Origin of the sequence: Serratia sp. 22278 (assembly GCF_052045405.1) — a bacterium.
Lineage (GTDB): Bacteria > Pseudomonadota > Gammaproteobacteria > Enterobacterales > Enterobacteriaceae > Serratia > Serratia marcescens.
Genome location: NZ_JBQEOW010000007.1, coordinates 26142 through 39807, shown reverse-complemented (window position 1 = coordinate 39807; position 13666 = coordinate 26142). Strand labels below are relative to the sequence as shown.

The following is a 13666-nucleotide window of genomic DNA, read 5'->3' as shown; positions in this document are numbered from 1 at the left end:
GTATTTCAGTGATTTACTCTCAAGCAATGTGCGAACATCCTGTTAAAGATAGACCATCAGACGGAAAATGCAGGCCGAACGAACGCCGCCTGGCGACATCGGTTCGCAGGGTAAAATATGAGTAAGGTTTATTAATTAGCGCGGTTAGGGTGGGAGGAGCGTGCAGGGCGCACCGGGCGCCCTGCCGATTGATCAGTGTTCGCGGGTTTTGCGGAAGGTCACGTCAGGATAACGTTCCTGCGTCAGGTTGAGGTTCACCATGGTCGGCGCGATGTAGGACAGGTTGTCCCCACCGTCCAGCGCCAGGTTGATCTCGTTCTTGCGCTTGAACTCTTCGAACTTCTTCACGTCGTCGCACTCGACCCAGCGAGCGGTCGACACGTTAACCGACTCGTACAACGCTTCCACGTTGTACTCGCTCTTCAATCGCGCCACCACCACGTCGAACTGCAACACGCCGACCGCACCGACGATCAGATCGTTGTTGGCGATCGGGCGGAATACCTGCACCGCGCCTTCTTCGGACAGCTGCACCAGCCCCTTCAGCAACTGTTTCTGCTTCAGCGGATCGCGCAGGCGAATGCGGCGGAACAGTTCCGGCGCGAAGTTCGGGATGCCGGTGAACTTCATGTCTTCACCCTGGGTAAAGGTATCGCCGATCTGAATGGTGCCATGGTTGTGCAGACCGATGATGTCGCCCGGGTAGGCTTCTTCCACGTGCGAACGGTCGCCGGCCATAAAGGTCAGCGCGTCGGAGATCACCACGTCTTTGCCGGTGCGCACCTGGCGCAGCTTCATGCCCTTCTCATAACGGCCGGAAACCACGCGCATAAAGGCCACGCGGTCGCGGTGCTTCGGATCCATGTTGGCCTGGATCTTGAACACAAAGCCGGTGAATTTCTCTTCCGCCGCCGTCACTTCGCGGGTGTCGGTTTTGCGCGGCATCGGCGCCGGCGCCCAGGCCACCAGGCCATCCAGCATATGATCCACGCCGAAGTTGCCGAGTGCGGTACCGAAGAACACCGGCGTCAGCTCGCCGCTCAGGAAAGCCTCCTGATCGAACTCGTGAGAAGCGCCCTGCACCAATTCCAGCTCATCGCGCAGCTGCGCCGCCAGATCTTCACCCACCGCCGCATCCAGCTCTGGGTTGTTCAGGCCCTTGACGATGCGCACTTCCTGAATGGTATGGCCTTTACCGGTCTGGTACAGGTAGGTTTCATCCTTGTACAGGTGGTAAACGCCCTTGAACAGCTTGCCGCAGCCGATCGGCCAGGTGATGGGCGAACAGGCGATCTTCAGTTCGCGTTCGACTTCATCCATCACCTCCATCGGATCGCGGATGTCGCGGTCCAGCTTGTTCATGAAGGTCAGGATCGGCGTGTCGCGCAGGCGGGTGACTTCCATCAGCTTGCGGGTGCGATCCTCAACGCCCTTGGCGGCGTCGATCACCATCAGACAGCAGTCGACCGCGGTCAGGGTGCGATACGTATCTTCGGAGAAGTCTTCGTGCCCCGGGGTGTCCAGCAGGTTGACCAGGCTGTCGCGATACGGGAACTGCATCACCGAGGTGGTGATCGAGATCCCACGCTGCTTTTCCATTTCCATCCAGTCGGATTTGGCGTGCTGGCTGGAGCCGCGGCCTTTTACCGTACCGGCGGTCTGGATCGCCTGTCCGAACAGCAGCACTTTTTCGGTAATGGTGGTTTTACCGGCATCGGGGTGCGAGATGATGGCGAAAGTTCTTCTTTTGGAGACTTCGCGGGCAAATTCACTAGGAGACATGGTTTTCAGGTTCTACGGTTAGTCCGCCCTGCGACATCATCAGAACGCGCCGATCGCGGCGCCGGGCAAAGCGGTGAATAAAAGATAACAGCCGGGCATTTTCGCCGATTTGCCAACCGGTGACAATCAATGCTTTTTCCGACCGGGCTGATTACCCCAGCGGCAGCGCCATCACGATCGCGTCTTCGCGGCCGTGGGCGCTCGGGTAATAATTGCGGCGCACGGTGACTTCGTTGAAACCGAGATCTTCATACAGCGCGATCGCCGCCTGGTTGGAGGCGCGGACTTCCAGCCACAGCGTGACCACGCCGCGGCTCTCCAGCTGTTCGATCAACGCGTTGAGCAGCAGGCGGCCAAAGCCCCGGCGCTGGTGCTGCGGATGAATGGCGATGTTGAACAGCGTGGCTTCGTCCAGCACGATCTGCGTGATGGCGAACCCCGCCATCTCCCCATCGGCGCTCAGCTTCAGGTTAAGGTAGCGATCGCCCTGATTGCTGGCAAAGGTGGTTTCCGTCCAGGGGAAAGCGTGGCTGGCTTGCTCAATGGTGAAGGCCGTGGCCAGGTCGGCCGCCGTCAGGGTAGAAATCGTGTTCATGATGACAAATCTGCTGCCAGAGGGCGCGTTTGGCCCCCGCGTCTTGAGAAAGCTCGGCCAGCGCCGGGCTGTGTAGCTGCGCGCCGGCGACCGCGAGCGGCTCCGCCACGCCCATCCGCCAACTGTTGCATGCGGTCTCTGCAGGCAGCATCGCCACCTGTTCCGGCGTCAGGCTGTAAGTTTGCGCCGGCGTCAGCCCCAGGCTGCGCAGCACGTCGCAAAACAGCGGATCGTCGGGCGCCGGCAGCGTCTGCGCCACCACCAGCAGGCGCGTCTCGGGCGGCAGACTGACCGCCACTTCGCCCTGCAACACGCCCGGGCGGCGCAATGTCCACTGCGTAATACCCAGTTGTTGTAACAGCCAGTCGCGTTTTGATGCCATGCCGATTCCTACCCGTTGTGGTGCGCCATGCCTGCCATGCGCCGCGCTATGCTAACAAACCCGCGCAGCCCGCGCCAACAAACCCGTCGAACATATCGCCACAAAGCTCTATAATCCCCGGTCTCATTTCCAGGAGCCAATATCTGATGTCTGCATTAACCCCCGCCAGTGAAGTCATGCTGCGCCACAGTGATGAATTTATCGAACGCCGCGTGCTGTTTGCCGGCGACCTGCAGGACAGCCTGCCGGCCCAATTCGAGGCCGCGGACGTGCGCGTCCACACTCAGCAATACCATCACTGGCAGTTACTGAACCGGACGATGGGCGATAACGTGCAGTTCGGTTTGACCGTCGATCCCGCTTTCGTCGCCGACTGCGACACGCTGGTGTACTACTGGCCGAAGAGCAAACAGGAAGCGCAATTCCAGCTGTGCAACCTCCTGGCGCTGCTGCCGGTGGGCGCGGACGTGTTCGTGGTCGGTGAAAACCGCAGCGGCGTGCGCAGCGCCGAGCCGACGCTGGAAGGCCACGTCACGCTGGTGAAAATCGACAGCGCACGCCGCTGTGGCCTGTATCACGGCCGCCTGGACGCGCAGACCGAGTTCGACCTGAACGACTGGTGGGACAGCTATCAGCTGCACGATCTGGAAGTGAAAACGCTGCCGGGCGTGTTCAGCCGCGACGGTCTGGACGTCGGCAGCTCGCTGCTGCTGTCGACGCTGGAAAAACACATGAAAGGCAAGGTGCTGGACATCGGCTGCGGCGCCGGCGTGATGGCCTCGGTGATGGCCAAGCTGTCGCCGAAGGTGAAACTGACCCTCAGCGACGTCAACGCCGCCGCGGTGGAGTCCAGCCGCGCGACGCTGGCCGCCAACGGCATCGAAGGCGAAGTGATCGTCAGCAACGTTTACTCCGACATCACCGGCCGTTTCGACATGATCATCTCCAACCCGCCGTTCCACGACGGGCTGCAGACCAGCCTGACCGCCGCCGAAACCCTGATCCGCGGCGCGGTGAAGCACCTGCCGATCGGCGGTCAGCTGCGCATCGTCGCCAACGCCTTCCTGCCATACCCGGACATTCTGGACGCCACCTTCGGCAGCCACGAAGTACTGGCGCAAAACGGCCGCTTCAAGGTGTACCAGGCCACCGTCGGCCGCCCGCCGCGCGCGCCGAAGAAGAAATAATTCGCCGTTGGCGGAAAACGACAGAGCGCGGCCCGAGGCCGCGCTTTTTTTTAGCCGTTGATGTAGGTCATCGACTCCGCGCCGTAGCGATCGCCGGCCGCCGCGCTCAGCGGAAACACCGCTTCTATCGCCGCCAGTTCAGCCGCGCTCAGCGCGATCTCCGCCGCAGCGACGTTCTCTTCCAGATAGCGACGGCGTTTGGTGCCGGGGATCGGCACGATGTGTTCCCCCTGCGCCAACACCCAGGCCAGCGCCAGCTGTGAAGGCTTGACGCCCTTCTGCGCCGCCAGCTCGCCCACCTTCTCCACCAGCGCCAGGTTGCGGGCGAAGTTTTCCCCCTGGAAACGCGGGTTGCCGCGGCGGAAATCGTCCTCGGCCAGATCCTCCGGCCGCCGGATAGCGCCGGTGAGGAAACCGCGCCCTAACGGGCTGTAAGGCACAAAGCCGATGCCCAGGCGCTCGCAGGCCGCCAGTACGCCCTGCTCGGCGTCGCGCGTCCACAGCGAATACTCGGTCTGCAGCGCGGTGATCGGATGCACCTTGTGCGCCCGCTCCAGCGTGGCGACCGACGCCTCGCTCAGGCCGATGTGGCGGATCTTGCCTTCGCGGATCAGATCCGCCATCGTGCCCACGACGTCTTCGATCGGCACTTGCGGATCGACCCGGTGCTGATAATAGAGATCGACCTCCTCCACGCCCAAGCGCCGCAGGCTGCCTTCCACCGAGCGCCGGATATACTCGGGCCGGCTGCTGACGCCGCGCGCCGACGGATCCGCCGGATCGCGCAGAATGCCGAACTTGGTGGCCAGGAACACCTGTTGCCGCTTGCCCTTGATCGCCTCCCCCACCAGCTCTTCGTTGGTGTGCGGCCCGTACATGTCGGCGGTGTCGAGCAGCGTGACGCCCAACTCCAGCGCCCGGTGCAGCGTGGCGATGGCTTCCTGCCGATCGGCGCCGGTGGAGTAGAAGTCGCTCATGCCCATGCACCCCAGCCCCAGGGCGGAGACGACGGGACCGTTGGAACCGAGTTTACGTTGTTGCATTGTGCTGCCCTCATGCGGTGAATGGATAACGCAGCAAAGTCTGGTTGTTTACGCGACAAAGATAAATAATGCAGATTGCACATCACTGTTCAAAAATCACCAACAATCCGGAGTGGACATGGATCAGGTTCAAGCCATGCGCATTTTTACCCGCATCGTCGAACTGGGCAGTTTCAGTCGAGCGGCCGAACGCCTGCAGCTGCCGCGCGCTACGGTCAGCAACGCGTTGAAACGGCTGGAACAGCGGCTGGGCGTGCGCCTGCTGATCCGCACCACCCGCCAGGTGCAGGTGACCAGTGAAGGCAGCCTCTACTATCAACGCTGCGTGCAGTTGCTGGGGGCGCTGGAGGAGGCGGACACGCTGTTCAGTCACCATAAGCTGCAGCCGTCCGGCAAGGTGCGCATCGATATGCCCCATTCGCTGGCGCGCCAGATCGTCATTCCGGCGTTGGACGACTTTTACCGGCGTTATCCCGACATCACCCTGGCACTGGGCGCCAACGACACCCACGTCGATCTGTTGCGCGAAGGCGTGGACTGCGTGCTGCGCGCCTGGGAAACCGAAGACGACAGTCTGGTAGCGCGGCGCATCGCCCAGCTGCCGCAGGTCACCTGCACTTCCCCCGCTTATCTGCAGGCCCACGGCACGCCGCTCGACATCGATCGCCTGGAGCCGCATCGCGCTGTGGGGTATTTTTCCCTGGCCAACAACCGCGATTACCCGCTGGAATTCTGCCGCGGCGGCAAGCTGGAACTGCGCGAGCTGCCCGCGCGGCTCAGCGTCAGCGGCGCCGACGCCTACATCGCCGGCGCGCGGGCCGGCATGGGATTGATTCAGGCGGCGCGCTATTCGCTTGCCCCCTGGCTGGAACAGGGCGAACTGGTGGAAGTGTTGGCGGACACACCGCCCCCGCCGATGCCGATTTACATCATGTATCCACCCGGCCGTTTCCTGGCACCACGGGTCAGGGTGTTGATTGATTGGCTGATTTGGCTGTTTGACCAGCAGAAAAGCGGCGATATGGCTGTTTTTCCAGCAAACGCCCGCAAAGCGGGGAAATAACTGTTGACGTGCCCGCCAAAATCTCTAGAATTCGCCTCCGTGGTAACGTTACTCCGGTAATGTTTCTGGTACGCGAAGGTGGCGGAATTGGTAGACGCGCTAGCTTCAGGTGTTAGTGTCCTTACGGACGTGAGGGTTCAAGTCCCTCTCTTCGCACCAAATAACCACATGATTTATATTGCACTCAGCATCGATGCGAAGGTGGCGGAATTGGTAGACGCGCTAGCTTCAGGTGTTAGTGTTCTTACGGACGTGAGGGTTCAAGTCCCTCTCTTCGCACCAAGCTGGCGACGTAATATAAATCAAAGCAACAACATCGACTGTGCGAAGGTGGCGGAATTGGTAGACGCGCTAGCTTCAGGTGTTAGTGTCCTTACGGACGTGAGGGTTCAAGTCCCTCTCTTCGCACCAATTGATGATCTCTTCGGCGGTTCCTTCGAAAAAATCCCAACGCATTGATGATAAACACGCTTAAGCGTGGTTTTGCCGTTTCTGGCGTTTCACCCAAAGCTGAAGTTGAGGCTGACTGCCGCCAGGCCGCCCGCCAGCGCCATGCAGGAAGGCAACAGCAGATAGTGGCGCAGCCGGCTGTTGAACAGCATCACCAGCGTGGCCAACATCGCTATCACGATCAGGGTGCGCAACTGCAGCATATCCAGGTTGATCAGGGCCAGCAGCGGCATCAAAGCACAAGGCAGCAAAACGCCCCAGGCGCTGGCCAGGCGATCCCCGAGGCACCAACTGACGCCCCACAGCCCGCACGCGGCAATCATGGCAGTGAGCATGACAACCTCCTTAAGTGATAATGATAACCAATATCATATAACACTTTTTTGGCCGCCGCATCATTTTCACTGCGCTGACCAAACTCAGATGACACCAGCAGGAAAAAATGATAATTTGACATAAGAAAATTCCTAGTCCTGTTTGCATGATAATAATCACAACCCTCAACCATGCAATTCAAGTGGATATTCGCGCCAAGGGAATGCTTCTCAACCTTAATTATTCGACAGAACGACTTTGCAAAGAGTGACCTCCGTATGAACGCCCGTTCTTATCAGGAATTACTGAACAGCAAGCAGCGCCTGGCATTATTTCTTTTTCTGATAATGAATGCCGCCTCTTCCGTATTTACATTATTGTTCCCTTTTAGGGATACGCCCGCATTTACCCTACCTTTATTATGTATACCGCTATTTTGTCTGGTAGCAGCGCTATTTTCTCTGCAAACGCCACGTAAATATTTGTGTAAACTCAACCTGTTCGCCAGCGTGCTCGGCCTGCTCTGGGCCGCACATATTTACGTTAAAAGTCAATATTGCCTACCGAATAACCAAGATTTTTTATTAATTAGTTTGTTTAGCATCTTTTTTATCAGCGCTATTTCTCTGACGGATAACTTTACCGCCTTTTGTTTACACGCCGTACCTTCCGCAATGATGATCCTGGCTTTAGACGGTATGCATAATACCCTGCGGATATTATTCACCACGCTATTACCTATTATCGCTTTCTCCATTCATCACCTGATGTTGAAACGCAGTGAAATCTTTACCCACGCGCTGGTGGCCAACCTGTATAACGAGCGGGACAAATTCAATAATTTGAGCATGCTCGATCCCCTGACCGGCCTTTATAACCGTCGAGGGCTGGAGAATAAGATCACTATGCTGCTGGAACCGCAAACCGGCCGCCACTACGTGCTGCTGCTGGATATCGACCACTTCAAGGTCTACAACGACAGCTACGGCCACGCCATGGGCGACCGGGCGCTGGTGCAGGTGGCGATCGCCATCCGCGATGCGGTGCGTTCGCGCGACATCGTGGTGCGCTACGGCGGGGAAGAGTTTTTGGTGCTGTTGACCAACGTGCACGAAGGCTATGCGGCGCAGTTGGCCGAACGGGTGCGTCAACGCGTGGCGGAACTGAATATCCCGCACGGCGCCAGCCCGCAGCACAGCGGCACGCTGACGCTCAGCGCGGGCATCTCGGCATTGGAAAAGCTGGACGTCGAATCAGCGATCGGCGCGGCCGACGCCGCGCTCTATCTGGCGAAGCACAGCGGCCGCAACAATATTCAGCTGGCGCAAAACGTCGAGCCCGCTCTGCTGCAACCGCAGGAATTGACACACTAAGCGCTTTCCCAAATCGCCTTGCCCTGCCAGCGCCGTTCGATCGCCGCCAGGAACAGTTTCACCTTGGGGGAGAGATGGCGCCGGCTGGGATAGACGGCGCAGATCGGCGGCCCAGGGCGACAATAGCGTTCCAGCACCGGCACCAGCGTGCCGGCCGCAATCTGCTCGCCGACCAGAAACGCCCCCACCTGACACAGACCGGCCCCGGCGACGGCGGCATCCCGCAAGGCCTCGACGTTGTTGAAACGCATCCGGCCGCGCACCGGCTGTTCGTGTAGTTGGCCGTTAACCCGATAGCGCCAAGGCGCCGGCAATCCCTGGTGGCTGAAGACCAGCGTCTCGTGATCGCCCAATGCCTCCGGTTTTGCAGGCGCGCCGTGCCGCGCCAGATAATCCGGCGCCGCGCAGGTGATCAGGCGATGCGGCGCGAGCACTCGCCGCACCAGCCGGCTGTCGTCGCTGCCGCCGACGCGGATCGCCACGTCGATGCCGTCGCGCACCAGATCGCTGTAATCGTCGGAGAAGCTGACGTCGGCGTCCACCTCCGGCCACTGTGCCAAAAACTCCCGTAAAATCGGCAAGATATGCAACCGCCCCAGCGAGACCGGTAGATCCAGCCGCAGCCGCCCGCGCGGGGTTTGCCGCCGCGTATTGAGCGCCGTTTCCGCCTCTTCGGCCTGCGACAGGATGCGCTGCGCATACTCGTAAAACACCGCGCCGTCTTCGGTCAGGCTGACGCTGCGCGTGGTGCGCTGCAGCAGCCGGGTCGCCAATCGCGCCTCCAATCGGTTCACGCATTTTCCCGCCGCGGATCGGGAGATGCCCAGCCTCTCGGCCGCCAGCGTGAAGCTGCAGGCGTCGGCGACGCGGATGAACACCAGCAGGTCAGTCAGATTATCCAACGGCATAGACGGTAAATTAGCCACGATTTGTCCCCAATGTTGCGCAATTAGGCCAGTTTATCAGCCATTTTGGCGCGGATACACTGAGGTTCTTCATCTGTTGGGAGGATCCTTATGAGTGCCTTACACGCCGGCGGCGGCGCAAAGTCTTGGCTGGCGACCTTCGCCATCGGCCTGTCCACCTTTACCGTCGTCACCGCAGAAATGCTGCCCGTCGGGCTGCTGACTCCGATCGTCAGCACCTTGAACGCATCGATAGGCCGTGCCGGGCTGCTGATTTCCCTGCCGGCCCTGTTCGCCGCGCTGTTCGCCCCGCTGGTGGTGCTGGGCGCCCGGCGCACGGATCGCCGCAGCCTGTTGGTGGGCTTTCTGCTGCTGCTGATCGCCGCCAACCTGCTGGCCGCCGCCGCCACCTCCCTGGCCCTGCTGTTCGCCGCGCGCATCCTGCTGGGCTTTTGCATCGGCGGTATCTGGGCCATCGCCGGCGGGTTGGCGGAACGCCTGGTGCCGCCGGCCTCCGTCGGATTGGCCCTGTCCGTCATCTTCGGCGGCGTAGCGGCGGCCTCGGTGTTCGGCGTGCCGCTCGGGGTATTCCTCGGCGAGGCGCTGGGTTGGCGCATGGCGTTTCTGGCGGTCGCCGTTCTGGCGGCGCTGACCCTGCTGCTGCTAATGTACGTGCTGCCGCCGCTGCCGGTCACGCAGGCGATAAGCTGGCGGTCGTTCACCGCGCAACGCACGAATCGCCGGCTGCTGACCGGGCTGCTGCTGACGTTTCTGCTGGTCGCCGGCCACTTTATGGCTTACACCTTTGTCCGCCCGCTGCTGCAGACGGTCGCCGGCATCGAGAGCCGCTGGGTGGGGCCGCTGCTGTTCGCCTACGGCGTCGCCGGTATCGCCGGGAATTTCATCGCCGGCCAGGCCGCCGCCAAACGGCTGCGCCGCACCCTGGCGCTGATCGCCCTCGGGCTGGCGCTCGCCGTCCTGCTGCTGCCGCTGCTGGGCCACGCGCCGCTGAGCGGCGGCGCCTTCCTCCTGCTGTGGGGCATCGCCTACGGCGGCGTTTCCGTTGCGTTGATGGCGTGGATGCTCAAGGCGGCGCCCGATGCGGTCGAGGTCGCCTCTTCGCTGTATATCGCGCTGTTTAATCTGGCAATTTCCTGCGGTTCGCTGGCGGGCGGGCTGGTGGTGGACGCCGGAGGCCTGACGATAAACGGCGTGCTGTCCGGCATGGTGCTGCTGCTGGCGTTGGCGATCCTGATGCGAACCCGCCCGCAGACGCTGACAACGGCGGCGAAGGCCGATTCGCCGCCGGGTTGAATCAGGCGCGGCGCTGCCGCAGGCCGTAAACCAGCACCACCGCGAAGCACAGCAGCGGCAGCAGATAAGAGAGCGCGGTGCTGTAACGGTCGGCCAGCGCCCCCATAAAGTACGGCATGATGGCGCCGCCGACGATCGCCATGATCATGAACGAGCTGGCGCGCTTGGTGTGCTTGCCCAGATTTTTCACCCCCAGGGCAAAAATGGTCGGGAACATGATCGACATAAAGAAGAACACCGCGATCAGCGCCACCACCGATACGCCTTCGACGCTCAGCATCACCACGCCGCACAGCGCGATGTTGATCAGCGCATAGACCGCCAGCAGCGTCGCCGGTTTGACTCGCCCCATCAGCCAGGTGCTGAAGAAGCGCCCGACCATAAAGCAGATCATGGCGATCGACAGCAGGTAAGAGGCGCTCTGGTTAGACACCTCGCGCCAGTGCTCGGTGGCGTAGTTGATGAAGAACGCCCCGACGCCCACCTGCGCCGCCACGTAGAAGAACTGTGTGATAACCCCGCCGACGAAATGCGGATGCTGCCACAATCCCTGCGCTATCACGCCATGCACCGGCTTTTCCTCTTCGCGGATCGCCGGCAGCCGGGTGCGGCTGAACAACAGCGCGATCAGCAGCACCAGCGCGGCGATCGCCACATAGGTCATCTTCACCGCGCTCTGATCGCCGTCGCCGGCGGACTGACTGGCGGAGAAGAACAGCGTGCCGCCGATCAGCGGGCCGATAAACTGCCCGAGGCCGTTGAACGACTGCGCCAGGTTGAGCCGCCGTTCGGCGCCCTGCGCGTCGCCCAGCACCGTGGCGTACGGGTTGGCCGCCGTTTCCAGGCAGCCCAGGCCGCTGGCGATAACGAACAGCGCAAACAGGAATACGCCGAAGCTGTTGGCCGACGCCGCCGGCACGAACAGCAGCGCCCCCAGCGCGTACAGGCACAGCCCGACCAGAATGCCCGCCTTATAACCCTTGCGATCCATAAAGTACCCGGCGGGCAGCGCCACCAGGAAATAGGCGCCGAAGTAGGCCGCCTGCAGCAGCCCCGACTGCGCCTTGGTGACGTGCAACGTCTCCTGAAAATGTTTGTTTAATACGTCCAGCAGGCCGTAGGACAGCCCCCACATGAAGAACAGGCTGGTGACCAGGATAAAGGCCCAGCGCAGATTGGCGGTCACGGGGACGCCCGGCTGCGCGGAGGCCGCACTTTTTTCAGCAAGCATGGTGATACCCTCGTATCGTCTGGCGATGATGATGTTGGCGTTATTGTTGTTGCAGAGAGAAAATCCGCGCCATTTCCACCCATTTTTCGCCCTGCGGCGTCCAGGGGGTGGCGGCCTGGTAGTGCCACATCAGCGCTTCCCATCGCTGTACTTCGGGGTTGTTCAGGCTGGCGGCGTCAAAGCGCGCGGCGTCGAAATCGGCGCTGACCTCCACGATCATGAACAGCCGGGTGCCCAACCGGTAAATTTCCATGTCCAGAATGCCGTGCTCGCGCAAATGCGCGGCGATGCCCGGCCAAATGCGCTGATGATGCTGCTGGTACTCCGCAATCAGCGACGGTGAGTCAATCAGATCGAGCGCCTGGCAGAAACGGCGCCGCCCTGCCGCCGCGCCGCTCACGTCAGCGCCCGATCGAGATGCAGGTAGCCGCCGTCCACCGACAGCCACTGCCCGGTGGTATGCGATGACCGCGACGACAGCAGAAACGCCACGGTATCGGCGATCTCCTGCGGCGTGGTCATGCGCTGCCCGAGCGGAATGCGCGCGGTGATTTTCTCCATCTGCCGCTGCGGCTCGGCGAAGGTGTTGAGCCAGCGCTGGTACTGCGGGGTGATCACCTCCGCCGGCACCACCGCGTTCACCCGCACCCCGTCATGGCGCAGCGATACCGCCCATTCGCGCGTCAGCGCCAGCACCGCGCCCTTGGCGGCGGTGTAGCCGCTGGTGCCGCCCTGGCCGCTGAGCGCGGTCTTGGAGGCGATGTTGACGATAGCGCCCCGGCTCTCCCGCAGCGCCGCCTGGCACAGGTGCGCCATCAGGTAGTAGTGCACCAGGTTCTTTTCCAGCGAACCGACGAACGCTTCACGCCCCGCCTCCAGCCCGACGCCGTCATTGACCCCGGCGTTATTCACCAGTCCGTCGATGCGGCCGAAGGTCGCCAGCGTCTGGCTGACCGCGCGGCGGCAGGCCGCCTCATCGCACAATTCGGTGAGGATCACCTCGGTGCGCGGCTGCAGCCGCTGCAAATCGGCCAGCAGCGCCGCCTCCGGCGCGGCGTTGGTGACCAGCACCGGGATCGCCCCCTCTTCAGCCAGCACATGAGAAATCGCCGCGCCGATGCCGGCACCGCCGCCGGTGACCAGCACCACCTTATCTTGCAGATACAAATCCATAACCAGACTCCGTTAAACCGTAAATTCGCCAGGCGGTGTCGCCCCAAATCGCCGCCTGCTCGGCAGCCCCCAGCGTCGACAGCGCCCGTTCGCACAGTTGCACCACCTGGCGGTAGTCGCCGGCCAGCAGGCACACCGGCCAGTCGGAGCCGAACATCAGCCGCTGCGGGCCGAACGCCTCCAGCGCGGCGTCGAAGAACGGCAGCAGTTCCTCCGCCCGCCACCGGCCGCCCGGCGCCTCGGTGATCAGGCCCGAAAGCTTGCAGGCCACGTGCGGCAGCGCCGCCAGCGGCCGGATTTGCTGCGCCCAGTGCCGCGCGCCGCGCGCGATGTCCGGCTTGCCGAGGTGATCCAGCACCAGCCAGTGCTCGTCATGGCGGGCGGCGAACGACGCCACGGCCGCCAGATGCCGATGCGTCACCAGGATCTCGTACACATACCCGGCGCGCTGCAGCGTTTGCATGCCACGTTCCACCTCCGGCCGCGCCAACCAGGCCGCCGGATCCGCTTCGTCCTGCACCTGATGACGCACCCCGCGCAGCGCAGCGCGCGGCCTCAGGGCCTCCAGACGCTGCGCCAGCTGCGGCGCGGCGATATCCAACCAGCCCACCACGCCGCATACGCCTTCGCTCCGTTCAGCCAGCGCCAGCAAGGCCAGCGTCTCTTCCTCGCTGGGGCGCGCCTGCACCGCCAGCGCGCCGTCGAAACCGTGTTCCTGCAACAGCGGCCGCAGCCGGGGCGGATCGAAATCCTGCCGCAGCATGCGCATCCGCTCGTCGATCCACGGGTAATGCTGCGGGTGGTAGCGCCAGTAGTGCTGGTGAGCGTCGATGCGCGGCATGCGATCCTCCCG

The 13666-nt window shown here is 62.2% G+C and carries 14 protein-coding genes and 3 tRNA genes; 7 read left to right on the top strand and 10 right to left on the bottom strand.

Annotated elements, in window-relative coordinates; all coding sequences use genetic code 11:
• Nucleotides 1-192: 192 nt before the first annotated feature.
• From prfC to ACTJJ6_RS14415, 3 genes are all read right to left on the bottom strand, one after another.
• Nucleotides 193-1782 (bottom strand): peptide chain release factor 3, encoded by a 1590-nt coding sequence (gene prfC / locus ACTJJ6_RS14425; RefSeq protein ID WP_004933094.1) that lies wholly within the window; start codon nt 1780-1782, stop codon nt 193-195.
• A 151-nt stretch (nt 1783-1933) separates the two neighbouring features.
• The gene (rimI, locus tag ACTJJ6_RS14420) at nt 1934-2377 is read right to left on the bottom strand and encodes a ribosomal protein S18-alanine N-acetyltransferase (RefSeq protein WP_044029730.1); all 444 of its coding nucleotides are present in this window, start codon (nt 2375-2377) and stop codon (nt 1934-1936) included.
• A complete protein-coding gene (locus ACTJJ6_RS14415) occupies nt 2322-2759 on the bottom strand; it encodes a DNA polymerase III subunit psi (protein ID WP_440802760.1) in 438 nt (145 codons plus the stop codon). Before ACTJJ6_RS14415 ends, rimI begins: the two co-directional genes overlap by 56 nt.
• Before the next feature lie 146 nt (nt 2760-2905).
• Here ACTJJ6_RS14415 and rsmC point away from each other — a divergent pair, with 146 nt between their 5' ends.
• Nucleotides 2906-3946, top strand: coding sequence for a 16S rRNA (guanine(1207)-N(2))-methyltransferase RsmC (gene rsmC, locus ACTJJ6_RS14410; protein ID WP_028127873.1), 1041 nt, complete (start codon nt 2906-2908; stop codon nt 3944-3946).
• Between the two features lie 50 nt (nt 3947-3996).
• Here rsmC and ACTJJ6_RS14405 read toward each other — a convergent pair whose 3' ends face one another.
• Nucleotides 3997-4989 (bottom strand): aldo/keto reductase, encoded by a 993-nt coding sequence (locus tag ACTJJ6_RS14405; protein WP_440802764.1) that lies wholly within the window; start codon nt 4987-4989, stop codon nt 3997-3999.
• A gap of 118 nt (nt 4990-5107) precedes the next feature.
• On the opposite strand from ACTJJ6_RS14405, the gene ACTJJ6_RS14400 reads away from it, so the two are divergent.
• The 4 genes from ACTJJ6_RS14400 to ACTJJ6_RS14385 all read left to right on the top strand — a co-directional run bounded on the left by ACTJJ6_RS14400 (nt 5108) and on the right by ACTJJ6_RS14385 (nt 6463).
• The gene (locus tag ACTJJ6_RS14400) at nt 5108-6052 is read left to right on the top strand and encodes a LysR family transcriptional regulator (RefSeq protein ID WP_143779178.1); all 945 of its coding nucleotides are present in this window, start codon (nt 5108-5110) and stop codon (nt 6050-6052) included.
• A 72-nt stretch (nt 6053-6124) separates the two neighbouring features.
• A tRNA-Leu gene (locus tag ACTJJ6_RS14395) sits at nt 6125-6211 on the top strand.
• Nucleotides 6212-6247: 36 nt separating this feature from the next.
• Nucleotides 6248-6334: transfer RNA gene (locus ACTJJ6_RS14390), tRNA-Leu, on the top strand.
• A gap of 42 nt (nt 6335-6376) precedes the next feature.
• A tRNA-Leu gene (locus ACTJJ6_RS14385) sits at nt 6377-6463 on the top strand.
• Between the two features lie 89 nt (nt 6464-6552).
• On the opposite strand, the gene ACTJJ6_RS14380 is transcribed toward ACTJJ6_RS14385, so the two are convergent.
• Entirely contained in the window at nt 6553-6837 is a 285-nt protein-coding gene (locus tag ACTJJ6_RS14380; protein ID WP_004933115.1) for a DUF1435 domain-containing protein, read from the bottom strand.
• A 258-nt stretch (nt 6838-7095) separates the two neighbouring features.
• On the opposite strand from ACTJJ6_RS14380, the gene ACTJJ6_RS14375 reads away from it, so the two are divergent.
• Nucleotides 7096-8190 carry a GGDEF domain-containing protein gene (locus tag ACTJJ6_RS14375; RefSeq protein ID WP_049300729.1) on the top strand — a complete coding sequence of 365 codons (1095 nt, stop codon included), beginning with the start codon at nt 7096-7098 and terminating at the stop codon, nt 8188-8190.
• On the opposite strand, the gene ACTJJ6_RS14370 is transcribed toward ACTJJ6_RS14375, so the two are convergent.
• Nucleotides 8187-9098, bottom strand: a complete 912-nt coding sequence (locus tag ACTJJ6_RS14370; protein ID WP_116404120.1) for a LysR family transcriptional regulator — start codon at nt 9096-9098, stop codon at nt 8187-8189. The genes ACTJJ6_RS14375 and ACTJJ6_RS14370 overlap by 4 nt on opposite strands.
• 108 nt (nt 9099-9206) lie before the next feature.
• Between ACTJJ6_RS14370 and ACTJJ6_RS14365 the strand changes: the two genes are divergently transcribed.
• Nucleotides 9207-10409, top strand: a complete 1203-nt coding sequence (locus ACTJJ6_RS14365) for an MFS transporter (RefSeq protein WP_176063700.1) — start codon at nt 9207-9209, stop codon at nt 10407-10409.
• 1 nt (nt 10410) lies between these two features.
• Here the strand turns inward: ACTJJ6_RS14365 and fucP are convergent, their stop codons facing one another.
• The 4 genes from fucP to ACTJJ6_RS14345 are packed head-to-tail and all read right to left on the bottom strand — an operon-like array spanning nt 10411 to nt 13654.
• Nucleotides 10411-11640, bottom strand: coding sequence for an L-fucose:H+ symporter permease (gene fucP / locus ACTJJ6_RS14360; protein ID WP_049300733.1), 1230 nt, complete (start codon nt 11638-11640; stop codon nt 10411-10413).
• Nucleotides 11641-11680: 40 nt separating this feature from the next.
• Nucleotides 11681-12040 (bottom strand): L-rhamnose mutarotase, encoded by a 360-nt coding sequence (locus ACTJJ6_RS14355; RefSeq protein WP_115435513.1) that lies wholly within the window; start codon nt 12038-12040, stop codon nt 11681-11683.
• Nucleotides 12037-12813 carry an SDR family oxidoreductase gene (locus ACTJJ6_RS14350; protein WP_033638791.1) on the bottom strand — a complete coding sequence of 259 codons (777 nt, stop codon included), beginning with the start codon at nt 12811-12813 and terminating at the stop codon, nt 12037-12039. The genes ACTJJ6_RS14355 and ACTJJ6_RS14350 overlap by 4 nt, the downstream gene beginning before the upstream one ends.
• A complete protein-coding gene (locus ACTJJ6_RS14345; RefSeq protein WP_440802770.1) occupies nt 12791-13654 on the bottom strand; it encodes an amidohydrolase family protein in 864 nt (287 codons plus the stop codon). The genes ACTJJ6_RS14350 and ACTJJ6_RS14345 overlap by 23 nt, the downstream gene beginning before the upstream one ends.
• Between the last annotated feature and the right edge of the window lie 12 nt (nt 13655-13666).

What these genes read in the sequence shown, in the direction of transcription:
- prfC (WP_004933094.1), bottom strand. Translation starts at nt 1,782, where the DNA reads ATGTCTCCTAGTGAATTTGCCCGCGAAGTCTCCAAAAGAAGAACTTTC.
- fucP (WP_049300733.1), bottom strand. Translation starts at nt 11,640, where the DNA reads ATGCTTGCTGAAAAAAGTGCGGCCTCCGCGCAGCCGGGCGTCCCCGTG.
- ACTJJ6_RS14345 (WP_440802770.1), bottom strand. Translation starts at nt 13,654, where the DNA reads ATGCCGCGCATCGACGCTCACCAGCACTACTGGCGCTACCACCCGCAG.
- ACTJJ6_RS14350 (WP_033638791.1), bottom strand. Translation starts at nt 12,813, where the DNA reads ATGGATTTGTATCTGCAAGATAAGGTGGTGCTGGTCACCGGCGGCGGT.
- ACTJJ6_RS14415 (WP_440802760.1), bottom strand. Translation starts at nt 2,759, where the DNA reads ATGGCATCAAAACGCGACTGGCTGTTACAACAACTGGGTATTACGCAG.
- ACTJJ6_RS14375 (WP_049300729.1), top strand. Translation starts at nt 7,096, where the DNA reads ATGAACGCCCGTTCTTATCAGGAATTACTGAACAGCAAGCAGCGCCTG.
- rimI (WP_044029730.1), bottom strand. Translation starts at nt 2,377, where the DNA reads ATGAACACGATTTCTACCCTGACGGCGGCCGACCTGGCCACGGCCTTC.
- ACTJJ6_RS14370 (WP_116404120.1), bottom strand. Translation starts at nt 9,098, where the DNA reads ATGCCGTTGGATAATCTGACTGACCTGCTGGTGTTCATCCGCGTCGCC.
- ACTJJ6_RS14405 (WP_440802764.1), bottom strand. Translation starts at nt 4,989, where the DNA reads ATGCAACAACGTAAACTCGGTTCCAACGGTCCCGTCGTCTCCGCCCTG.
- ACTJJ6_RS14380 (WP_004933115.1), bottom strand. Translation starts at nt 6,837, where the DNA reads ATGCTCACTGCCATGATTGCCGCGTGCGGGCTGTGGGGCGTCAGTTGG.
- ACTJJ6_RS14365 (WP_176063700.1), top strand. Translation starts at nt 9,207, where the DNA reads ATGAGTGCCTTACACGCCGGCGGCGGCGCAAAGTCTTGGCTGGCGACC.
- rsmC (WP_028127873.1), top strand. Translation starts at nt 2,906, where the DNA reads ATGTCTGCATTAACCCCCGCCAGTGAAGTCATGCTGCGCCACAGTGAT.
- ACTJJ6_RS14400 (WP_143779178.1), top strand. Translation starts at nt 5,108, where the DNA reads ATGGATCAGGTTCAAGCCATGCGCATTTTTACCCGCATCGTCGAACTG.